Genomic DNA, 20,446 nt, shown 5'->3' with positions numbered 1-20,446 from the left:
ACGGTGCTGCGGCGCTGCGGTCGGTCGGACCGGTGCGAGTACGGGATGTCAGATCACCCCCGTCACGGCGGGCGCGGCGTCGAGCACCGAGCAGTACGCCTCCTCGGTGGCCGCCGCGACCCGCGACCAGCCGTAGCGGCTCAGTACGCGGCGGCGGCCCGTGGCCCCGCAGGCCTCGCGCGCCGCCGGGTCGGCGAGAAGCTGACCGGCCGCGCGGGCGAGGGCCTCGGGATCACGGGGCGGTACGAGGCGTCCGGTGCCCGGGTCGGCGACGGTGTCCAGCTGCCCGCCGACGGCGCTGGCGACGACCGGCTTCGCGCAGGCCATCGCCTCCAGCGGGACGATGCCGAACGGTTCGTAGTCCGCGGGGCACAGCACCACGTCGGCGGCCCGCAACAGCGGCGGCACGTCCTCGCTGGACACCCCTCCGGTGAAGCGGACCCGGTGGGCGACGCCGGCCGCGCGGGCGATCTCGCGCAGCCGGCGCACCTCCGGGTCGGTGTCGAGCCGGTCCGGCGTGGGGCCGCCGACCACGACGAGTTCCGTGTCGGGCAGCAGGGTCAGCGCGGTGATGGAGACGGCGGCGCCCTTGCGGGGGACGAGGCGGCCGAGCTGGAGCAGTTGGTGGCGGTACGGGCCGCGCTCGGCGACCTGCCCTCGGGGGGTGAAGCGGTCGGTGTCGACGCCGCACGGCACGATGGTGATCCGTTCGGCGGGTATGCCCATACGCTGCAGCTCGACGACCTCGTCGCGGCAGGTGGCCAGCACCCGGTTGCAGCCCAGGCCCACCTCCCTCTCCCAGGCGATACGGGTGGGCGGGCTCGTGTCGGCGTCCTGCTGGTGGCGTCGCTTGACCGTGCCGAGCGCGTGGTACGTGTGCAGCATCGGCAGTCGCAGCCGGTGGGCCGCCCACAGCGAGGCGAGGCCCGACATCCAGAAGTGCGAGTGCACCAGGTCGGGCGGCCGGGCCCGCCAGGTCCTGGCGAGGTGGCGGCCGAAGGCGCCCATGTGGGGCAACAGTTCGTCCTTGGGGATCGGCTCCGGCGGTCCCGCGGGCACGTGGTGCACTTCGACGCCTTCGCGCAGCGGCACCCGGTCGGGCAGGTCGGGCGAGTCGCGCCGGGTGTGGACGGTGACGCGGTGGCCGCGGTCGGCGAGTGCGCTCGCGAGGCAGGCGACGTGCACGTTCTGGCCGCCCGCGTCGACGCCGCCCAGCACGGCGAGGGGGCTCGCGTGCTCGGAGACGAGTGCGATCTCCATGGTGTCGGGCCCGAGCGGACCGGGGGACGTGCCGGTGGGTGTGCTGACGTAGGTCATGCGCGCGCCTCCGTCATCACGCGCTCCCAGTCGTCCAGGAAGCGCTTGAGGCCGTACCGTCCGAGAGCCGCCTGGCGGGCGCGTGCGCCGTCCTCAGCCGCGGCCCCGGGTTCCTCCATGTAGTGGCGGACGGCCTGGGCGAGTACGTCGGGGCGGGTGGAGAGGGTGCCCGCGCCGGGCGGGACCGCCTCGACGGCCTCCGTGGTGGCGAGGGCGACGACGGGCATTCCCAGGTGCATGGCCTCCAGCAGGGACAGGCCGAGCGACGTCCAGCGCACCGGGTGCAGATAGCAGCGGCGCTCCGCGAGGGCCGCGTGGAGCTCGCTCTGGGGCAGATCGGCGGTGCGGCAGCGGCCGGCGGGGATGCCGAGACGCTCGGCGAGGCCTTCGGTGCGCATGCCGAAGATGTCCAGCGGTGCCGCCTCGGACAGGGCGGGCAGCAGGTCCGTGCCGGTGTAACGGCCGCGCCGCACCGGCTCGTTGACGACGACGGCCGCGCGGGCGAGCCGGCCGGTGTACTGCTGCCCCGGGTCGACGATGCCGTGCTCGATCACCTCGGTGCGGGTGGAGCCGCAGTCCCAGAACAGCCGGTTGAAGTGGGTGACGTGGACCAGGGTCACGTCGTCCCGGTCGGCGAACGGGTGCCGGGTGCGGGGGACGTCGCTGTCCGGTGCGCTGTGTTCCAGGTAGACGGCGGGCGTGTCCCGCCCGGGGCGGCGTCCGCCGAGCCACTCCTCGGCGAGTCCCAGCTCGTGCGGCCGTTGGAGAACGACCAGGTCGACTGGCGTGTCGCGCAGTTCTTCGGGGGCCGCTTCGTGCACCGAGGCGGGCCAGGAGTACGTACGGGCACGGCCGAGGCCGTCCGGGTCGCGGGCCGGTGTGACGGGAACGAGGTATGTGTGCGGGCCCTGGACGAATGCCGTTGTCCAGGAGCCGTGCACATGCCACAACAGGATGTTCATACGGTCGCTCCTCGTTCCGTTTCGGAGCTGCCGCCCTCGCGGGGCGGCTCCGCGTCGGGCTCCGTCCGGTCCTCGTCGAGCGCCGCCACGGCGGCGAGCACCTCGGCGTCGCCGATCCCGTCGAGACAGGGGTGCCCCGGCAGCGGGCAGTGGCGGGCCCTGCTCTCCGCGCACGGCGCGCCCTGATCGCCGAGCAGAACGTGCGGCACGCCGTACGGAGCCCAGCGCTCCGCCGGAACCACCGGTGCGAACAGGGAGACGACCGGCGTCCCCACCGCGGCGGCGAGATGTGCGGGCCCGGTGTTCCCGGTCACCGCCACCCGCGCCCCGGCCAGCACACCCGCCAGCTGCCGCAGATCGGTGGCGCCGCCGAGGTCCAGGGCGTGCTGTCCGGCGACCTTCGCGGTCAGGTCCCGCTCCGCGCGCCCGCCGGTGACCACGACCCGGTATCCCTCGGCGGCGAGGGCAGTGGCGGCCCGGGCCGCCCTCGCGGGGCTCCACGCGCGGGCCGGTACGGCGGCGCCGGGATGCAGCACCACATACGGCTCGGGTCCGGTCAGGTGTGTGGTGTCCGGCGGTGCCTCGATACGCAGCGCCCCGTCGTCGCCGGGCGGCAGGGCGAACCCGGCGTCCCGGGCCAGGTCGAGCGCCGCGAGCGCCTCGTGCCGGTGAGGCAGCCTGCGGTGCCGCAGATCGAGCAGGGCTCCCGGGTAGTCCTCGCTGTCGGCCGCCGTCCAGCCGACTCCGGCCAGCTTCAGCAGCAGGGCGATCGGCAGCGGGCTCTGGTGGTACGAGACGAGCACGAGAGCCCGGTCGAAACGGCCGGCCGACAGCGTGTCCAGCAGCCGGCTCGTCTCCGCGCGGGACACCGGCACCTGTTCGAACCCCACCCAGGGGGCGTCGTAAGTCAGCACCTCGTCCACCCCCGGCAGCAGCCGCGCCGCCTGCGCTCCCTGCGGCCCGCACAACAGCGCGGTGTACGAGGACCCGTCCGCCACAGCGCGCACGGCGGGCCCGGCGAGCAGCACATCACCGGCACTGTCCAGCCGCACGACGAGGGTGCGGGGAAGGATGCGGGGACTGGTCATGACGCCTCCCCCGCCGTGCGGCCGACGAGCTTGGCAGCGGACGCGGCATGTTCCGGGCCGACTGCGTACATGCCGTCGCCCTGGCGCGTGACCGAAGCCCGGCCCGGCCCGGGTCCGGCCCGACACACGCCGTCGGCCTCGCGCTCGTACGCATCTGCCGTCCAACACGCCCGCTTCACGACCGCCGCCGCATCCACTGGCCCCTGACCCGCGAAACCGACCGGAGCCACCGCCGCCGTTCGATCCGCCACCGCTTCCGTCCGGCGCACACCGTCGACGCCGTGCCCGGACTCGGGCCCGCCCGCCGCACGGCACGCCGAGTTCGCGCCCTCAGCCGGATCCACTGCCCCCGGCCGCCCCGGCACAACTCCCGCCCGGCGCATGGACTTCGGCCCGTTGAGACCCGGGCCCAGCACCAGCCGCACCGCCGCGAGCAGGTCGGGAGCCGTGGACTCGGCGGCTTCGATCTCCTCGGGGCGGGTGACCGGCGTCGGCACCAGCACGCCGCGAGCACCCGCGGCGTGGGCTGCTGTCATGTCGGAGCCGATGTCGCCGATGACGATGGTGCGTTCGGTCAGGACGCCGAGTCGGTCGCAGGCGGCCGGCACCAGGCCCGGTGCCGGTTTTCGGCAGTCGCAGCCGTCGTCAGGGCCGTGCGGGCAGATCGCCCAGACGGCGAACGGGCCGAGGAGGTCGTCCGCTCGTCGGCGTACGGCCTCGACCTGACAGTACGTCAACAAGCCGCGCGCCACGCCCGACTGGTTGCTCACCATCCCGACCGGGATCCCCAGGGCGCGTACCGCCTCGACGGCGTCCCGGACGGCGGGCATCGGCTCGACCCGCGCCGGGTCGCCGTTGTAGGGGACGTCGGCCACCAGCGTGCCCTCACGGTCGAAGAGGACCGCCGCCGGGAGGGCGCCGCTCGGGGGCCGTGACAGCGGGGCCGACGGTCCGTCGAACAGCCACGGGCCGGTCATGGGCGCACCCGTTCCTGGACAGGCTCACTCCGTGCGCGCGGCGGCTCGCCGGCCTCGTGCGGGCGCAGCGGCAGCGTCGCGCGGTGCTGCACCTGCCCGCGCAGCCAGTGCCAGGTGGCGGCGGGCGGGATGAGCACGCTGGTCAGCGTCATGGTGATGACCTCGTCCCGGGTTCGCGGCCCCTGCCCGATCCTGGCCAGGGCGAACTCGGCGGTCCCGGCCAGCCAGGCGGCAGCCCAGGCGAAAGCGGCGCGGTGTCTGCCGGCAAGGACGCAGGAGACGGCCGCCACCGCCGCTCCCGTCACTGCCAGGTGCCGGGCCCGTCGACCCCGTGGCGCATCCGCCCTGCTCCACCAGTCGCGGCCGTGTCGCCGGGTCATCAGTACGTCGTCCGCGTTGCCCGCCTGGAGCCGTACGGAGATCCAGCGGCCGGCCGGACGTACCGGGTGGGTCGTGGTGCGGGCCCCTGCGGTCAGCGTCCAGCCTTCGGCGAGCACCCGCAGGGCGAGGTCCGCGTCCTCCCGGAAGGCACGAGGGAACCGTTCGTCGAAGCCGCCGACGGCCTCCAGCGCTTCCCGTCGATACGCCATGTCGGCGGTGATCCACCGGGCGGTGGCCAGCCCGGCGGTGTTGCGTTCCCAGTCCGTGGGCCTGCGGTCCTTCGGCAGCGGCACGCGGATGCGGGCGGTGATCCCGGCAGTCCGGTACGTCGCCCCGGCGAGATCGAGGGCGAGGTCGTCACCCCAGGTGGGGCCGGGCACCACGTCGTCGTCGAGGAAGACGATCCAGGGCACGCGGCCGGCCGCCCGCCACCCCGTGTTGCGTGCGGCGGCCGGTCCCCGGGCACGGCCCCGTACGAGGGTGGTGACGGAACGCAGCGACATCGGAACGTCGACCGGGAGGGGTGCCGCATCGGCCTGCGGGCGGTCGTCGACGAGAACCACCCGCATCGGCCTGGGGCCACCGGCATCGGCCAGCGCGCGCAGACACGCGGACAGACTGGGCCGCCCCAGGGTGGGGATCACGACGGCGTACGCCCCGTTGTCCTCCGGCGCCCCCTCTCCGTCTCCGTACGCGGTCATCGCGCGCCTCCTTCGGCCATGGCGGAGCGGAAGAAGGCCTCACGCCGGATCGCGTACGGCCCGATGGCCAGGAGGTCGACGGGCGAGGAGCCGAAGCACTCGAGGGCGTCGCGCGGGTCGTCCACCATGGGCCTGCCCGCCGTGTTGAGGCTGGTGTTGACCAGCACGGGCAGTCCGGTGAGCCGCTCGAACTCGCCGAGCATGCGGGCGACCAGCGGCTCACGGGCGGGGTCCACGGTCTGGATGCGGGCGGTTCCGTCGACGTGCACGACGGCCGGGATGCGCTCGCGCCAGGGCTCGGCCACGTCATGGACGAAGAGCATGTACGGGCTCGGCAGCGGCCCGTCGAAGATCTCGGCGGCGCGGTCGGCGAGCACCATCGGGGCGATGGGCCGGAACTGCTCGCGTCCCTTGACGTCGTTGAGCCGTTCCAGATTGCCCGCGTGGCCGGGGTGGGCGAGCAGCGAGCGGTGTCCGAGCGCCCTGGGGCCGTACTCGGAGCGCCCTTGGAACCAGGCGACGATCTGGTTGTCCGCGACGGCGCGGGCCACGGTCTCGGCGATGTCGGGCGGCCGGTCGAACGGTACGGCGGCCGTCTTCAGCCAGGCGCCGAGTTCCGCGTCCGTCCAGTCCCGTCCGAGGTCCGCCCCGGTCATGGGCTCCGGCCCGTCCCCGCCGCCTGCGGCGAGCAGCAGCGCGCCGCCCAGGGCCGTACCGGCGTCACCGGCCGCGGGCTGCACCCACACCCGGGAGAACGGGCCCTCGCGGGCGATCCGTGTATTGGCGACGCAGTTGAGGGCGACGCCTCCGGCGAGGGTGAGCGTGCTGTGGTGCGTCTTTCCGTGCAGCCAGCGGACGAGGTCGAGCAGTGTCTCCTCCAGGACGGCCTGGGCGCTGGCGGCCGTATCGGCGTGGTCCTGTGTCCAGGGCTCGTCCGGGGCGCGGGGTGCGCACAGTTCGTGCCAGGGCACGGCGGTGGCGTGGAATCCGCCGTCGCCCGTGGGATACACATGGCGGCGCAGCTCGGGCAGCATGCGCGGGGTGCCGTGCGAGGCGAGGGCCATCACCTTGAACTCGTCGGAGGAGCGCAGGAATCCGAGGTGTTCGGTGAGTTCCTCGTAGACCAGCCCGAGCGAGTGCGGAAGCTCCTGCGCGTGCAGGGATGCCAGCCGGTCCCGTATCCGGTACGCGGCCAGGTGCGAGGCCCGTTCCCCGCGCCCGTCCAGGACGAGTACGGAGGACGGCTCGGCGTCGGGCGCGGCGAAGGCGCTGGATGCGGCATGGGCCATGTGGTGCGGTACGAAGCGGACGATGCCCGGGTCGAGGCCGGGCAGCGCGGTCTTGAGGAATCCGGGGGCCTCGCGTGCGTATGTCAGCCGCAGGTGGTCCCAGGGGTCGTCGAGACCCATGGATGCGGCGGGCCGGGCGAGTGCCGGGTCGAAGGAGTAGGCGACGGCGTCGAGGTCCTGCGGGCGCAGCCCCGCCCGCTTCAGGCACCAGGCGGCGGCCTTCTCCGGCAGTTCCCAGGCGGAGAACGGCACCGGCCGCTTCCCGTGCTTGCGCCGGGAGAACCGCTCCTCCTCCGCGGCGGCGACAGTCCTGCCGTCGACCACGAGGGCGGCGGCGGGGTCGTGGAAGAGGGCGTTGATTCCGAGGATGCGCATGGAGTGAGTCCCCAGGTCGTTCGGCGGATCGGGGGGAAGACGGCGCCGCGCGGGGGCATCGGCGGGAGGGCGTTCGCGGTGCGCCGGTTCAGCGGCCGGCGGTCGCGGTCGCCTGGTCGCGGAACTCGCGGAACCAGGCGATGGTGCGGCGCAGGCCTTCTTCGGCACTCACCCTCGGTTCCCAGGCGAGCTTGTCGCGGGCCAGCGTGATGTCCGGGCAGCGCACGGCGGGGTCGTCGGTGGGGCGCCCGATGAAGCGGATCTGTGAGCGGGATCCGGTGAGTTCGATGACGAGCCGGGCCAGTTCGAGCATGGTGATCTCGGTGGGGTTGCCGATGTTGACCGGGCCGCGCATGCCGTGTGCCGCCACCGCGAGGATGCCGCGCACGGTGTCGTCGACGTAGCACAGCGACCGGGTCTGGCGTCCGTCACCGGTGACGGTGAGAGGTTCACCGTCCAGCGCCTGCCGCACGAAGGTGGGAACCGCGCGGCCGTCGTGACCGCGCATCCTCGGGCCGTACGTGTTGAACAGCCGCACGATGCCGGTGTCGGTGCCGTGGGTTTCGGCGTGCGCGGTGGTCATCGCCTCACCGAACCGTTTGGCCTCGTCGTACACGCTGCGGGGTCCGACCGGGTTCACATTGCCCCAGTAACGCTCGTTCTGGGGGTTCTGCTGTGGATCGCCGTAGACCTCGGAGGTGGAGGCGAGAAGGAAGCGGGCGCCGCAGTCGTGGGCGAACTCCAGGGCGTTGCGGGTGCCGAGGCTGCCGGTCTCAATCGTGTGCAGGGGCAGCCGGAGGTAGTCGGCGGGAGACGCCGGGGAGGCGAAGTGCAGTACGAGATCGGGCGGCCGCTCGACGGTGAGTCCCTCGGAGACATTGGCCCGCACGAGGGTGAATCCGGGACGGTCGAGCAGCGCGGCCACGTTCTCGGGCCGGCCGGTGCTGAAGTCGTCCACACAGGTGACCGCCGTGCCGGAGTCCAGCAGAGCGGCGCACAGGTGCGACCCGACGAAGCCCGCGCCGCCGGTGACGACGGCATGGCCCCAGTTCCGTGCGAGAGCGGTGCTCATGTCGATCTCCTCTGTACGCGGCGACGGCGTATCGGCCCCCCGTTCTTCGTCTCTGGGCTCCTGATGTGGCCGTAGGCCGTCGAGCTCTCGATCAGCGTCCGCCGCGGGTGCGCCGGGGGCTCGGTGATGTACGGCATTCGGGTGACTCACGGAGAGCGAAGGCCGACTCCCGGCGCCCGGTCGGACGGACCGCCGCGGCGCTGTCGCGGCACGCTGAACGCACTGCGGGCTGCCGCCGCCGGGGCCGGAAAGGGACGCGTCGCCGGCAAGGACGTGCGTCGTCGGCCCGCAGTCGCGCGAAGGGCACGCGGGCCGGGCACGGACGCTGAACGCAGTCCCTGGCGCCGCCCGTCAGCCGGAGGGCCACCCGTCCTGTCCGCCCACCGCGCGAGGGCCGCGGCCTCGTATCGCTCGGTGCTCGACATGCGTCACCGAGTCCCCAAACGACCACGGGACATGCCTGACCTCGGACAGTCGGCGTCTGTGCCCCTGTTTCAGGCGCTCAGCGCCTGCCCCGGCTGCAGGCGGTCGAGGAGGTCCGCGTGGTGCAGCTCGGCTATCGGCGCGAGGAGGTCGGGGTGGCGCAGCAGGGCTGCCGCCCGCCGGTCACGGTCGTCGGGAGCGACCAGGCGGCGGAACTCGGCCCGCGCCGAGGACAGGTGGCTGGAGTCGGCGAGCGCGGACACCGCCTGCCCGGCCAGCACCGGGTCGGTGAGCAGGCAGGCGGCCCAGCTCGCCACGACCTCGTCCACCCACGTCCGCCACGCGTACCCGTCCGCGTCGTCGGCCGCGGCCCCTTGCGCTCCCGTGATCCAGTCGAGCCGGTCGGAGCCTCCGGGGCCCGCCACGCCGACGAGCGCGGCGTCCATCGGCGTCGGATAGCGCAACCACGCCGCTACGGTCACGGCCTGCCGGGCCTGCGCCTCACAGAGCGCGGCGTCCAGCGCACCGCCGCCCGGCGGATACGCACACGTCAGCCATTGAGCGGTCGCCGCTATGACCGGGGAGAGATCTGCGTGCACTGGCCGTCCGCAATCACTGGGGGTGGGGAGCAGCACGCTAGCCCGCCGCTCGCCTGAGGGAAATGGCCCAGGTCACGGAAGCGACGTTGCTTCGCCCACAACGTCGGCTCGAAGCGTCGGCCGGTGCCGTTCCCCCCGCTCCCGCCGACCCAGGGAAAAGGTGATACACCGGTGGCCAGATCGAGGGTTGCCCAAGCGGAACTGCCGTTACCAGGGCCCACGTTGACGTTTCAGAGACCGCACGCCGCCGCTCCGCGCGTCGCGTAAAGAGCACAACTCGAGGGCCAGAACGCCTTGTTGGGCGGCCATGCCCAGTGGATCGACAGGGATCCGACCGCCCTCGCGGACGCCGTGGTGTCGCGCGGCCCGCCGGTGCGGGGCGGTGACGCCACCGTGACACTCTCCGTGCACGACTTCGAAACGACGGCCCGGGTGCCACCGCTGCTGGGCGGCGCCCCGGATTCGGTACAGGACTGAGGCATACCCCGCGGCGCCGGATCGTGACGTATGCGGTGGTCTGCTACGAGGCGTCGCCCCGGCTGCTGTGATCTCCCCTGCTCTCCCGGCGTCTTCTCCGGACAGCCGGTGCTGTGTTGAGGGATGGTGGAGAAAGACGAAGGTGACGCCGGAGGGCAGGGTGACCGCGATAACACTGGGATGGTCGGCGCGTGGAACGGTGTGCCGCATGGATCGAGGGCGGTGCGAGGGATGAGCGCAGCCGGATCTCCCGTGACCGAGGGTGACGAACCCGTTCACGGGCCGGTGCAGCCGAGCGGGCTGCTCGATGTGCTGGGCGTGGCCTCGGTGGTGCTGGACACCAAGGGGCGCGTCGTGCTGTGGAGCCCGCAGGCCGAGGAGTTGTTCGGCTACACGGCGCAGGAGGCGCTCGGCGAGTACGCGGCCCGGCTGATGGTCCACGAGGAGCACGCCGACCTGGTCGTCAAACTGTTCGCCGACGTCATGCTCACCGGCGAGGGCTGGGCCGGAGCCTTCCCCGTACGGCACAAGAGCGGCACCACGCGCCTCGTGGAGTTCCGGAACATGCGGCTCCTGGACGACCGCGGTTCCGTCTACGCCCTCGGTCTCGCCGCCGATCAGTCGACCGTGCGCCGCCTGGAGCGAGACGTGGCGCTGTCCGCGCGGATCGTCTCGCAGTCGCCGATCGGCCTGGCCGTCCTGGACACGGATCTTCGGTACGTGTCGGTCAACCCGGCGCTGGAGCACATCAACGGCGTACCCGCGAAGGAGCACATCGGCCGGACGGTCCCCGAGGTGCTGCCGTGCGTCGACACCGACGCCCTGGAGTCCGCGGCGCGCCAGGTGCTGGACACCGGCCTCCCGATCATCGAACAGTCCACCGTCGGCCGTACCCCGGCCGATCCGGAGGAGGACCACGCCTGGTCGGTCTCGTTCTTCCGCCTGGAGGACGCCCTCGGCAGGGTGCTGGGCGTGGCGAACTCGGTCCTGGACGTCACCGAGCGGCACCGGGCGGGTATCGAGGCCGAGGCCGCGCGACGGCGGCTGGCGGTCATCGCCGACGCCACTACGCGTATCGGCACCACGCTGGAACTGGACCGCACCGCCCGTGAGTTGGCCGATGTCGCCGTGCCGGAACTCGCCGACATCGCGGCCGTGGATCTGCTCGAGGCGGTGATGGAGGGCCGTCCCATCGTTCTCCGGCCCGCCCAGCCGGCGGTCATCCGTGCGCTGGCCGTCCAGGCGGACCATGTCACCGAAGCGCTCGGGGCGGCGGACCCTGCCGGGCAGGTCGCCCGCTATGAGCCCGACCGGCTCGTCACCCAGTGCGTACGGACGGGCCGCCCGGTCATGGTGCCGCGGGTGCAGGACACCGATCTTGTCCGCATCGCCCGTGATCCGGAGTCGGCCGCGCTTCTTGCGCGGGCGGGCGTCCATTCGTATCTGGCGGTGCCGCTGATAGCGCGCGGCGAAGTGCTCGGCGCCCTGGATCTCAAACGGACCCGCAACGCGTTGCCGTTCAGCGAGGACGACCTCCTGCTGGCCCGGGAACTGGCCGCCCGTGCGGCGGTGCAGATCGACAACGCCCGCTGGTACCAGAACGCCCGCAACACCGCCGTCACCCTCCAGCGCAGCCTGCTGCCGAGCCATCCGCCCGAGACGACCGGGCTCGAGGTCGCCTCCCGCTACCAGCCCGCGGGCGCCGTCGGTGAGGTCGGCGGCGACTGGTTCGACGTGATCCCCCTGGACGGCGGCAAGACCGCTCTTGTCGTGGGTGACGTGATGGGCAGCGGCATCAACGCCGCCGCGACGATGGGCCGGCTGCGCACCGCGACGAGCACCCTGGCCTCGCTCGATCTCGAACCCCACCGGCTCCTCGAACACCTCGACAAGATCACCGCGGGCCTTGACCACTACATCGCCACCTGTGTGTACGCCGTCCACGACCCCCATGAGCGGCGGTGCAGTTTCGCCAACGCCGGGCACCTGCCGCCCGCCCTCGTCCGTCCAGGCCACCGCCCGAAGCTGCTCGAACTGCCCACCGGGGCACCGCTGGGCGTGGGCGGCGTCCCCTTCTCGACGACCACCGTCGACCTCCACCCCGGCGACCAGCTCGTGTTCTACACCGACGGTCTCGTCGAGACCCGCCAGCACTCCCTCGACGAACGCCTCGACACGCTCCTGAGCCTCCTCGACGACCCCGCCCGCCCCCTGGAAGACGTCTGCGACCTCCTCCTGCGCACCCTGCACCACCCCGACAACCACGACGACGTGGCCCTGCTCATCGCCCGCGCCCAGGAGCAGACGTAACAGTTCGCCTGTTCCCCAATCTTCGCCGCATACCTGGCCACCTGCGTCGCCTTCTACGCCGGCCGCCATCTCCAGCGCCACGACCTCGACCGCGCAGGGCTGCGGGTCCGTACCGAGTTCGCGATGGCCACGGACCGCCCGGCCCGCGTGGCGTCCGTCCAGGTCACGGTCACGCCGCCGCCCGGGCTGCAGCTGAGGCGGTGGGTCACGTTGGACAGCGTGGATCGCCGCCCTCACCGTCGTCGGCACCCGCGGCCACGGCGGCTTCGCCGGACTGCTGCTCGGCTCGGGCAGGCCGCGGGTCGCCGCCCACGCCGAAAGCCCACTGCTCGTCGTCCGGGGCGACCGCGAGGCTGCCCGCACAGCACTGGGATACGACCGGGTCCTGCTCGGCCTGCGGAGCGACACCGCGGCGGCCGGCTTCGCCTTCGAGGAGGCCGCTCGCCGCAAGGCGCGGCTGCAGGTGCTGCACGCCTGGACGTACCGGCAGCTCGCGCCCGCCGGCCTGACGTCGGTGCCCACGAAGGCATGCAGGCAGACCTCACCCACCGCTCGCAGAGCGAGCAGGCCGTCCTCGCATACGCAGTGGCTCGGCTGCGGGAGAAACACCCGGGGTGGAGGTGGACATCGACTCGGTGCGGGGCGGACCGGCACGCACCTTGGTGGAGGCGACCGTCCCGGCCGACCTCGTCGTCGTGGCCGCCCACCGCCGCACGGGCCGACTCGGACTGCAACTGGGCCCGGTGACGCACGCCCCGCTCCACCACGCCCACTGCCCCGTCGTCCTGGCACCGGTCACGTCGTCCGTCGGTTCCGGCGACTGACGTCAATGGGGAGCGGTCTGACTCGTCCATGGCGAACTCGACGCGGTCACGGCCCTGCGGGACCGCATCGACCGGCTCTCGGGTTCCCCGCGACCGGCGACCATGTCCTAGTCCGCTGAGCTCCGGCTGATGGGTACAGCCGGGACCAATGGTCCCCCGGACGGACCCGCAGGGCCCTCGTTACCGTTCCCGGCCGGTGGCCACGCTGGCAGTAGACCCGACCCGGCGGACACCCGCCGGGGGTCGAAGGAGTTGATCGCCATGACGACCCTGGCGGGAGTACCGGCCCGCCCGGTCCGGGTGAACGCGGTGCTCGACATGCCGCTGTCCCGGTGGCTGTGGCTGGTGAAGTGGATCCTGGTCATCCCCCACTACGTGGTGCTGTTCTTCCTCTGGATCGCGTTCACCGTGGTGAGCGTGATCGCGTTCTTCAGCATCCTGTTCACCGAGCGCTATCCGCGCGCGCTGTTCGACTTCAACCTGGGCGTCCTGCGCTGGAGTTGGCGGGTCGCCTACTACTCGTACGGCGCCCTGGGCACCGACCGGTATCCGCCGTTCAGCCTGGGTGAGGAGCCCGGCTACCCGGCGCGGCTGGACATCGCCTACCCCGAGCACCTCTCCCGCGGACTGGTGCTGGTGAAGTGGTGGCTGCTGGCCATCCCGCACTACATCGTCGTCGGCTTCTTCCTCGGCGGCTGGCACCTCGGCTGGTGGGACGGCGGGCTCGTCGCCGTCCTGGCGGTGATCGCCGCCGTGACCCTGGCCTTCACCGAGAAGTACCCGAAGAGCCTGTTCGACCTGATCCTCGGCCTGAACCGGTGGGTGCTACGGGTCGCCGCCTACGCCGCCCTGATGACGGACACGTATCCGCCGTTCCGGCTCGACATGGGCGGCACCGAACCGAGCGATGCGGAGGACCTGTCGTGATCACCGCACTCGTGGGGGCGTTCCTGATCGTGCATGGACTGCTCCACCTGGGCGTCTGGACGACGCCGGAGCAGCCCGACAAGCCGGCCCCGTTCGATCGCGGGCACTCGTGGGCCCTGGCCGCCGCTCACGTCTCCACCGCGCCGACCAGGGCCGCGGCGCTGGCGCTCGCCTGGTACACGGCCCTCGTGTACGTCGTCGCCGGCGCCGGGGTGCTCGCGGGCAGCGGATGGTGGCCGACGGCCGCTTTGGTCGCGGCCGCAAGCGGGCTCGCCCTCAAGGCGATCTGGTTCGACCCGTGGCTCAGCGTCGGCGTACTGCTCGAGGTTGGCGTCCTCGTCGCGGTGGCATCCAGCTGGCCCGGCTCCCTGTACTGAACCACTGCCGCCCGCCCAGGTCATGCGGTACGACCGATGTCCTCCGCCAGGGACGCGGAATCGTCAGAAACGTACGTCTGCAGAGCGCACGGCGGCCGCGAGTGGCCGACCGTCCGCCGTTCCCGGTCCGACATGCGGCATATGCGTTGAGGGGAAGGAACGTGTCCACAGCGATTGCGGTGTCCGGCCTGATCAAGGAATTCGGCCCGACCAGGGCCCTCGACCGCGTCGACCTCACCGTCGGCACGGGCGAAGTGCACGGCTTTCTGGGGCCGAACGCGCCGGGAAGACGACCACCATCCGGATCCTGCTCGGGCTGCTGCGCCGAGACGGCGGGGCAGTGAGCGTGCTGGGCGGTGACCCGTGGGCGGACGCCGTGGCCCACGTCACCGCGACTCCCCTCACGGCTCTGGTCGCGGTCTGCGTGGTCCTCGCCGTGGTGGGCACGGTGTCGCTCCGCCGCCGAGGCCTCGCTCTGCCGGCCTGACCCGAGCTCTGCGGCCACCCCGCTCCCGCGGCCGGAATCGCGGCTGCGTCCGTCCTCGTCCTGCGTGGAGTCCGCTGTCAGCCGGCGGTCCGCCGGCCATGGACTCAACGCACCGTGATCTCACGCCCGGTGATGCCCACAGGGTCGATGCGCACCCATAGGTTGCGCTCGCCGCCCGCCCATGGAGCGCTGTACGCGAGCTTCTCCAGCTGGCGTATGGCATCGGGGTCCGTCACTTCCCGGGCGGGTCCACGGACCAGCACGCTCCAGCCCTGGCTGAGCGCGTCGTCGATGCGGTCGACCTCGAAGGCGACCTGGGTTCCCGCGGCCGCCGCGGGCGTCGTGCGGGGCGCGGTGCGGAAAACGACCGCGCCTTCGATCACGCTGTAGTTGACGGGGACGACGACCGGGCCCTCGGGCGTGGACACCGCTAGGCGTCCCACGCCGTGCGTCGACAGCCGTGCCCGGCATTCCTCGGTGGTCAGCTCGTTCCACTGGGGGTGGAGGGCCGCCCGGCCGATTCCGGGCCGCAGATCGGTGTCGCCTCCGCGCAGGGCCGCGACCGTGGTTTCCAGGGCGTCGGCGAGCCTGATGAGGAGGCCGATGCCCGGCGCGGCGGTGGGCTGTTGCTCCAGGTACTGGATGTATCCGGGTGCGGTGCCCGCTCGTTCGGCCGTTTCTTGCAGGGTGAGGCCCAGTTCCTCGCGTCGGTGCTCGATGCGTCTGCCGATGTCGCTGTGCGGGGACGGCGGCCGTGTGGTCGCGCCGGTTGAGGGTGTCCGGTCGGACATGGTCGTTCACTTCCCTTGGCTGGTCGCCTTGACGGCCACTGTGTCGTGGGGCTGCCCGCCGAGGACGACCTTGAGCGCTCCGGTGACGGCGGCCCGGGCGAAGACGTCGTACGCCTCCTCCATCTGGTTCAGCGGAAAGGTGTGCGTGACCAGGGACGATGCGGGCAGGCGGCCGGCGGCCATCATGCGCAGCAGGGTGGGTGTGGAGGATGTGTCGACCAGCCCGGTGGTGATCGTCACGTTCTTGATCCACAGGTTCTCGAGGTGCAGAGTGGCGGGTTTGCCGTGCACGCCGACGTTGGCCACATGCCCGCCGGGGCGCACCATGCGCGTGCACATCTCGAAGCTCTCCGGCACCCCTACCGCCTCGATCACCACATCGGCGCCGAGTCCCTCGGTGAGGTCGGCGACCAGCTCTTCGGCTTCTTCGCCTGCGGCGGCGGCCACGGCGTCCACGCCGAGTTGTCTGGCCGCCTCCAACCGGGCCGGGGCAGGGTCCACGGCGACCATCCTCTGCGGTGTGTAGAGCTGTGCCGTGGCGATCGCAGCGAGCCCGACAGGCCCCGCTCCGACCACGACGACCGTGTCTCCGGGCCGTACGCCCCCGTTCAGCACGCCCACCTCGTACGCCGTCGGGAAGATGTCGGCCAGCAGCACGGCGTCCTTGCCGTCCAGCGCGCCGGGCAGCGCATGCACGGACAGGTCCGCGTGGGGCACACGGACGTACTCGGCCTGCGTGCCGTTGATCAGATGGCCGAGGATCCAGCCTCCGCCGCCCCGGCACTGTCCATAGACGCCCTCCGTGCAGAAGCGGCAGCGGCCGCACGCCGTGATGCACGAGACCAGCACCCGGTCACCGGGGCAGACCGTGCGCACGTCGCCGCCGACCTCGACCACCTCGCCGACGGCCTCATGGCCGAGGACAGTGCCGGGGCGTACTTCCGGCACGTCGCCCTTGAGGATGTGCAGGTCCGTACCGCAGATGGTGACGGCGTCGACACGGATGATCGCGTCGGTCGCCTCCTCGATCCCGGGGTCCGGGACGTCCTCCCATACCGACTGTCCGGGGCCACGAAAGACGAGTGCCTTCATGACGATCCCTCTTCCCTGCTCTTCCAGCCGCGGCTTCCCATCACGGCGGGGGTACCGCCGGGTGACCTCCGCGCGGCCGGAACGATTCCTCAACTCCATCCTGACCGGGACAGAAGCCGCCCGCATGGGCCGTTCGGCCCACGTGGCCCGGGCCGAGCAGGACCGGGCGGCCTCAGGTGTGGCCCAGGGGCCCCTACGAGATCGGCCCGAGCTGCCGGAAAGTGGAGATGGGCAAAGCCGAAGGAGGCAGCAGCCATGCGGCACCGCATCGTGAGCGAGCTGATGACGACGGATGTCGTGGACGTGCGGCAGGACGCGACCTTCACGGAGATCGCCAAATTGCTTGCGGAGCACGGCATCACGGCCGTTCCGGTCGTGGACGACACCGACCGGCCCCTCGGAGTGGTCTCCGAGGCGGACCTGTTGCGCAAGGAGGCGAGCCGGCTCGATCCGGCCGGGCTCCTGCCTTCCCTGCACCCGGAATCCGCCGAGCGCCCCAAGGCGGACGCGACCACGGCGGAAGGGCTCATGACCAGCCCGGCCGTCGTCGCCCGCCCCGAGTGGACGGTGGTCGAGGCCGCCCAGGCGATGGAACGGAGCCGGGTCAAGCGACTGCCAGTGGTGGACGAGTCGGGTCGGCTGATCGGCGTGGTCAGCCGCGCCGACCTGCTGCGGGTGTTCCTGCGCGGAGACCGTGCCGTCCGCGAAGAAATCACCGGGGACGTGCTGATGCGCACGCTGGGCATCCCGCCCACCGCTGTGACCGTGCATGTCGTCGAAGGACGGGTCACCCTGCGCGGCACCGTCGAACGCAAGAGCGTCATACCGGTCGCCGTGCGGCTGTGCCGGAGTGTGGACGGGGTGGTCGACGTCTCCGAGCACCTGGACTTCAAGGTCGACGACACCGGCAGCCCGGCCGCGGACGCCGGCTACCCGCGTCGCGCCCAGCTCTCGCCCTGAAGGCGTGCGGGATGCGGCACGCGGCCCGACGGGCGCCGGGCCGCATCCAAGGACATCGCCAAACGCTGCACTCTCAGCAGGAGGACACAAGGCGCAGGAGCTTGCCCGGCCAAGCCATGGGTGGCACCGGGGCCTGCTCCACACACGCGGAGCGCCCAAGCGAGCGGAACAACAGCCTCGTCATCCGCCTCCGGCCAAACGGTCGACAGCCGCCCCCAAACGGCACCTCAAGGGGGCCAATGGCCCCTTCCGCTCGCCCCTTCCGCCCATGCCGGTCATGGCTTTTCGAACGGTGAATGTTCGCCATCTTGAATTCGCTGGTCAGGGGTCTGGCGTGACATTCGTTCGGGGTGCTCGTGCTGGTCGTGGGCGGCAGTCTGCGCAGTAGGTCGTCTGGCAGGGCGGTTTCGCCGGTTCCTGCTCGCCGTGACCGGTACGCCTTCTACGATCCGGTCCCATGGCGGACCCCGAGGTGCTGGAACGGATCGCCGCGCGGCGCGCGGAACTGGACGTGCTCGAAGAACGGCTGGCCAAGCAGTTGGCGGAGGTACGGGCCGAGCGAGACGAACTCGCTGTCGCCGAGCGGGTCCTTGAGCGCATGAGCGAGCAGATCGCCGCCGAGCGTACGGTAGCCGCACCAGCGGCTGGGCAGGTGGGCGGCCGAGCGGTGCTGATGGTCCCGCACCGCGCTCCGGGCGTGGAGGAGGCGGCGCTGCCGCCGGAATACCAGCGCATCCTCGCCGTTGTCCGGCAGGCCGGCGGACCGGTCATGGTCCGGCAGGTCGGCGAGGTGCTGGGCTTGGATACAGAGGTGCGGGGCAAGCTGGAGCCGCTGCGCGGGAAGCTGAGCAAGCTGGCCGGCCGCGGCTGGCTGCGGAAACTGCCCGACGGGAAGTTCACCACCCGCCTGTGACCCGTCGCACCACCGGCCGTGGTACCGCAGCGTGGGCGTAACCACGATGCCCCCGGCGGCCGTTGGAATTGTGTGAAGAACACCAAAGAGCACGCCGAGAGCACCGTTTCCCTTGTCTATCAGTGCCGTCTGCCCTGTCCACGAGCACCGTCAACCACCTCGCCGACCTGCTGCGACGCCATCTGAAGGCAATACGGTCGCGGTGGCGGGCCCTGCCACCCGGGAAGATCGCCGTGATTGTCCTGGCCGTGCTGCGGCACGACCAGCGCCAGGCCGACATGGCCGGCGGCAACGACGTTTCCGAAACCACCGTGCGCCGCTGGCGCGACGAGCTGATCGCCCTGCTCGCCGCGAAGGCCCCGCGCCTGGACCGCGCCCTGAAGAAGCGTCAAGCGAGGCGGGGAGGTGGTCCTGATCGACGGCACCCTCATCCCCACCCAGCGCCGCACCGGCACAGAGAACCGCCCCAACTACTCCGGCAAGCACCACCGCCACGGCCTGCACTTCCTCGCCCTCACCGACGAGCGGGGCCGCCTGATCTGGATCTCCGCCGCCCGGCCCGGCCGCACCCACGACATCACCGCTGCCCGCCGCGACCACATCCCCACCCACCTCCAAGACGCCGGACTCGGAGCCCTGGCGGACCTCGGCTTCCTCGGACTGGACGACGACCCGGACGCCCCCGTGGTCGTCACCGGCTTCAAGACCACCCGCGCCCACAAGCTCACCACCAGCGAAAAGGACGCCAACCGGGTACTCGCCGCCGGACGCGCCCCCGTCGAACACGGCTTCGCCCACCTGAAGAACTGGCGAATCCTCACCAAGCTCCGCACCGACCCCACCCGCGCCACCCACCTCCTGCGCGCGCTGCTCGTCCTGACGAACCGCGAGATCAACCGCTGACAGACGATCTACACGGCAGACTGCCACTCACGACCGGCACGAGCACCGCGGACGCCCGTCACACCAGCCCCCTAGGGAGCTGACCAGCGGCTTCAAGATGGCAGTTCACAGAACGCCCTCTCAGGTGCCAGATCACCGCAGCTTGCGCGCGTGTTCACTTCCGTGATTACACATGGAGCCCGTGAGACGTCTGAGGCGATACTCGCGCTTAGTCCAGGATCAGGGAGAGCGCATGGCCAACACGTACAAGGTGCACATTGCACTGGCTCTGCTGCTCGCCGCACTGAGCACGCTCATCGTCGGGCTGACGCTCCTGCCGGGCAGCCCGCTCCTGCCGCGTGCCACGACTTTTGTGGTCCTCGGCCTGACCTTCACGCTGTTCGGCGCAGCCGGGCTGCGTGCCCTGTCAGCCGCGCAGAGCATCGGGCCGGGCAAGCTGCTCCGCATGGCTCCGAGCCGCCTCGTCGTCACGGCCGGGGTACTCGTCGGTGGCGCTGTCGTGTGCCTGGCCGTGGGGGGTCTTCCGTCTGGCGGACAGCCGATGAAGGAAGCCGGCGTCTACTACCTGAACAGCCACGGTGATCTCCGCAAGGTGACGCGTGAGGTTTATGGGGAGTCAATCAAGGCCGAGATGCGCTTCTTTGTCACTTGGTTCACCTTCCTCTCGGCCTACGCGGCTGTTCTGGTCGCCTGCGCTCACCGCGCGGCGGCACCGGACCCGGTTCGTCACACCCCTGCCCTGGCTCCCCCGGCGCCACTCCCGGCTGCGCCCGGGTCCCCCTGCGACGCGGTCGGTGCCTGCGAGTGGTGCGGGCAGCTGAAGTCAGCCACCTCCCTGCCGTACTGTCCCCGCTAGGTCGGTGACTCGGCGGCCATCGTGAATGGGTCAGCTTCCCGCGCAGCGGCTCCAGCTTGTCCCGCACCTCTGTATCCAGCCCATGTGTCGTGCCGTCCCCGAATGCCACCTTTCTCTCAGTGCCGATGACCTGGCAGTGCCCATGAGGAGGTGCGGACCGATGCGCAGGGGCACGCGTACGAAGCAGAGTCTGTGGCGGTGGCGGAGCAATCCGCTGCGACGACGCGACGATGCCGTCGAGGCATGGATCGTGCTGGCCGTGTGGACGGGCATCGCGCTGGGCGGCACGCTCGCCGGCCTGGTCGCGGGGCACACCGCCGCCGAGTCCTTCACGCAGCAGCGCGC

General features: G+C 71.9%; 20 protein-coding genes and 3 pseudogenes. 12 read left to right on the top strand and 11 right to left on the bottom strand.

Annotated features, from left to right (window positions below; all coding sequences use genetic code 11):
- Positions 1–48: 48 nt before the first annotated feature.
- The 8 genes from ABD357_RS12805 to ABD357_RS12770 all read right to left on the bottom strand — a co-directional run bounded on the left by ABD357_RS12805 (position 49) and on the right by ABD357_RS12770 (position 9,184).
- Positions 49–1,317, bottom strand: coding sequence for a glycosyltransferase (locus tag ABD357_RS12805; RefSeq protein ID WP_425584839.1), 1,269 nt, complete (start codon positions 1,315–1,317; stop codon positions 49–51).
- On the bottom strand, positions 1,314–2,279 hold the full coding sequence (locus ABD357_RS12800; protein WP_344389871.1) for a glycosyltransferase: 966 nt from the start codon (positions 2,277–2,279) through the stop codon (positions 1,314–1,316). Before ABD357_RS12800 ends, ABD357_RS12805 begins: the two co-directional genes overlap by 4 nt.
- On the bottom strand, positions 2,276–3,367 hold the full coding sequence (locus ABD357_RS12795) for a glycosyltransferase family 9 protein (protein ID WP_344389870.1): 1,092 nt from the start codon (positions 3,365–3,367) through the stop codon (positions 2,276–2,278). The genes ABD357_RS12800 and ABD357_RS12795 overlap by 4 nt, the downstream gene beginning before the upstream one ends.
- Entirely contained in the window at positions 3,364–4,344 is a 981-nt protein-coding gene (locus tag ABD357_RS44660) for a D-glycero-alpha-D-manno-heptose-1,7-bisphosphate 7-phosphatase (RefSeq protein ID WP_425584837.1), read from the bottom strand. The genes ABD357_RS12795 and ABD357_RS44660 overlap by 4 nt, the downstream gene beginning before the upstream one ends.
- Positions 4,341–5,426 carry a glycosyltransferase family 2 protein gene (locus ABD357_RS12785; RefSeq protein ID WP_344389868.1) on the bottom strand — a complete coding sequence of 362 codons (1,086 nt, stop codon included), beginning with the start codon at positions 5,424–5,426 and terminating at the stop codon, positions 4,341–4,343. Before ABD357_RS12785 ends, ABD357_RS44660 begins: the two co-directional genes overlap by 4 nt.
- Positions 5,423–7,090 carry a carbamoyltransferase family protein gene (locus ABD357_RS12780; protein ID WP_344389866.1) on the bottom strand — a complete coding sequence of 556 codons (1,668 nt, stop codon included), beginning with the start codon at positions 7,088–7,090 and terminating at the stop codon, positions 5,423–5,425. The genes ABD357_RS12785 and ABD357_RS12780 overlap by 4 nt, the downstream gene beginning before the upstream one ends.
- An 88-nt stretch (positions 7,091–7,178) precedes the next feature.
- On the bottom strand, positions 7,179–8,162 hold the full coding sequence (locus ABD357_RS12775; RefSeq protein WP_344389864.1) for an NAD-dependent epimerase/dehydratase family protein: 984 nt from the start codon (positions 8,160–8,162) through the stop codon (positions 7,179–7,181).
- 494 nt (positions 8,163–8,656) lie between these two features.
- On the bottom strand, positions 8,657–9,184 hold the full coding sequence (locus tag ABD357_RS12770; protein WP_344389862.1) for a hypothetical protein: 528 nt from the start codon (positions 9,182–9,184) through the stop codon (positions 8,657–8,659).
- A 297-nt stretch (positions 9,185–9,481) separates the two neighbouring features.
- Here ABD357_RS12770 and ABD357_RS12765 point away from each other — a divergent pair, with 297 nt between their 5' ends.
- The 7 genes and pseudogenes from ABD357_RS12765 to ABD357_RS12735 all read left to right on the top strand — a co-directional run.
- On the top strand, positions 9,482–9,661 hold the full coding sequence (locus ABD357_RS12765; protein ID WP_344389860.1) for a hypothetical protein: 180 nt from the start codon (positions 9,482–9,484) through the stop codon (positions 9,659–9,661).
- Positions 9,662–9,892: 231 nt separating this feature from the next.
- The gene (locus ABD357_RS12760; RefSeq protein ID WP_344389858.1) at positions 9,893–11,971 is read left to right on the top strand and encodes a SpoIIE family protein phosphatase; all 2,079 of its coding nucleotides are present in this window, start codon (positions 9,893–9,895) and stop codon (positions 11,969–11,971) included.
- Positions 11,972–12,194: 223 nt separating this feature from the next.
- Positions 12,195–12,257, top strand: a pseudogene (locus tag ABD357_RS44655) (universal stress protein); the annotation flags it as partial.
- A gap of 292 nt (positions 12,258–12,549) precedes the next feature.
- The gene (locus tag ABD357_RS12750) at positions 12,550–12,795 is read left to right on the top strand and encodes a universal stress protein (RefSeq protein WP_344389941.1); all 246 of its coding nucleotides are present in this window, start codon (positions 12,550–12,552) and stop codon (positions 12,793–12,795) included.
- 261 nt (positions 12,796–13,056) lie between these two features.
- Positions 13,057–13,722 (top strand): DUF4389 domain-containing protein, encoded by a 666-nt coding sequence (locus tag ABD357_RS12745; RefSeq protein WP_344389855.1) that lies wholly within the window; start codon positions 13,057–13,059, stop codon positions 13,720–13,722.
- A complete protein-coding gene (locus ABD357_RS12740) occupies positions 13,719–14,099 on the top strand; it encodes a hypothetical protein (RefSeq protein WP_344389853.1) in 381 nt (126 codons plus the stop codon). Before ABD357_RS12745 ends, ABD357_RS12740 begins: the two co-directional genes overlap by 4 nt.
- A gap of 161 nt (positions 14,100–14,260) precedes the next feature.
- A pseudogene (locus ABD357_RS12735) lies at positions 14,261–14,478 on the top strand (ATP-binding cassette domain-containing protein); the annotation flags it as partial.
- A 212-nt stretch (positions 14,479–14,690) separates the two neighbouring features.
- Here ABD357_RS12735 and ABD357_RS12730 read toward each other — a convergent pair.
- Together ABD357_RS12730 and ABD357_RS12725 are read right to left on the bottom strand one after the other, a co-directional pair.
- On the bottom strand, positions 14,691–15,377 hold the full coding sequence (locus ABD357_RS12730; RefSeq protein ID WP_344389852.1) for a helix-turn-helix domain-containing protein: 687 nt from the start codon (positions 15,375–15,377) through the stop codon (positions 14,691–14,693).
- Between the two features lie 6 nt (positions 15,378–15,383).
- On the bottom strand, positions 15,384–16,469 hold the full coding sequence (locus ABD357_RS12725; RefSeq protein WP_344389851.1) for an alcohol dehydrogenase catalytic domain-containing protein: 1,086 nt from the start codon (positions 16,467–16,469) through the stop codon (positions 15,384–15,386).
- Between the two features lie 255 nt (positions 16,470–16,724).
- Between ABD357_RS12725 and ABD357_RS12720 the strand changes: the two genes are divergently transcribed.
- Positions 16,725–17,429 carry a CBS domain-containing protein gene (locus ABD357_RS12720; protein WP_344389850.1) on the top strand — a complete coding sequence of 235 codons (705 nt, stop codon included), beginning with the start codon at positions 16,725–16,727 and terminating at the stop codon, positions 17,427–17,429.
- 457 nt (positions 17,430–17,886) lie between these two features.
- Positions 17,887–18,342 (top strand): hypothetical protein, encoded by a 456-nt coding sequence (locus ABD357_RS12715; RefSeq protein ID WP_344389848.1) that lies wholly within the window; start codon positions 17,887–17,889, stop codon positions 18,340–18,342.
- Positions 18,343–18,461: 119 nt separating this feature from the next.
- Here ABD357_RS12715 and ABD357_RS12710 read toward each other — a convergent pair whose 3' ends face one another.
- Positions 18,462–18,734, bottom strand: coding sequence for a hypothetical protein (locus ABD357_RS12710; protein WP_344389846.1), 273 nt, complete (start codon positions 18,732–18,734; stop codon positions 18,462–18,464).
- A gap of 13 nt (positions 18,735–18,747) precedes the next feature.
- Here ABD357_RS12710 and ABD357_RS12705 point away from each other — a divergent pair, with 13 nt between their 5' ends.
- From ABD357_RS12705 to ABD357_RS12695, 3 genes and pseudogenes are all read left to right on the top strand, one after another.
- Positions 18,748–19,245, top strand: coding sequence for a transposase family protein (locus ABD357_RS12705; protein WP_344389844.1), 498 nt, complete (start codon positions 18,748–18,750; stop codon positions 19,243–19,245).
- 232 nt (positions 19,246–19,477) lie between these two features.
- The gene (locus ABD357_RS12700) at positions 19,478–20,101 is read left to right on the top strand and encodes a hypothetical protein (protein WP_344389843.1); all 624 of its coding nucleotides are present in this window, start codon (positions 19,478–19,480) and stop codon (positions 20,099–20,101) included.
- Between the two features lie 160 nt (positions 20,102–20,261).
- A pseudogene (locus tag ABD357_RS12695) lies at positions 20,262–20,446 on the top strand (Rv1733c family protein); the annotation flags it as partial.

Source organism: Streptomyces vastus, from assembly GCF_039532825.1.
Classification (GTDB): domain Bacteria; phylum Actinomycetota; class Actinomycetes; order Streptomycetales; family Streptomycetaceae; genus Streptomyces; species Streptomyces vastus.
This window is presented reverse-complemented; position numbering and strand designations above follow the sequence as displayed.

Coding starts and splice junctions, on each gene's coding strand:
- ABD357_RS12720 (WP_344389850.1), top strand. CDS start 16,725: ATGCGGCACCGCATCGTGAGCGAGCTGATGACGACGGATGTCGTGGAC.
- ABD357_RS12760 (WP_344389858.1), top strand. CDS start 9,893: ATGAGCGCAGCCGGATCTCCCGTGACCGAGGGTGACGAACCCGTTCAC.
- ABD357_RS12745 (WP_344389855.1), top strand. CDS start 13,057: ATGACGACCCTGGCGGGAGTACCGGCCCGCCCGGTCCGGGTGAACGCG.
- ABD357_RS12780 (WP_344389866.1), bottom strand. CDS start 7,090: ATGCGCATCCTCGGAATCAACGCCCTCTTCCACGACCCCGCCGCCGCC.
- ABD357_RS12775 (WP_344389864.1), bottom strand. CDS start 8,162: ATGAGCACCGCTCTCGCACGGAACTGGGGCCATGCCGTCGTCACCGGC.
- ABD357_RS12725 (WP_344389851.1), bottom strand. CDS start 16,469: ATGAAGGCACTCGTCTTTCGTGGCCCCGGACAGTCGGTATGGGAGGAC.
- ABD357_RS12795 (WP_344389870.1), bottom strand. CDS start 3,367: ATGACCAGTCCCCGCATCCTTCCCCGCACCCTCGTCGTGCGGCTGGAC.
- ABD357_RS44660 (WP_425584837.1), bottom strand. CDS start 4,344: ATGACCGGCCCGTGGCTGTTCGACGGACCGTCGGCCCCGCTGTCACGG.
- ABD357_RS12805 (WP_425584839.1), bottom strand. CDS start 1,317: ATGACCTACGTCAGCACACCCACCGGCACGTCCCCCGGTCCGCTCGGG.
- ABD357_RS12800 (WP_344389871.1), bottom strand. CDS start 2,279: ATGAACATCCTGTTGTGGCATGTGCACGGCTCCTGGACAACGGCATTC.
- ABD357_RS12785 (WP_344389868.1), bottom strand. CDS start 5,426: ATGACCGCGTACGGAGACGGAGAGGGGGCGCCGGAGGACAACGGGGCG.
- ABD357_RS12715 (WP_344389848.1), top strand. CDS start 17,887: ATGGCGGACCCCGAGGTGCTGGAACGGATCGCCGCGCGGCGCGCGGAA.
- ABD357_RS12730 (WP_344389852.1), bottom strand. CDS start 15,377: ATGTCCGACCGGACACCCTCAACCGGCGCGACCACACGGCCGCCGTCC.
- ABD357_RS12700 (WP_344389843.1), top strand. CDS start 19,478: ATGGCCAACACGTACAAGGTGCACATTGCACTGGCTCTGCTGCTCGCC.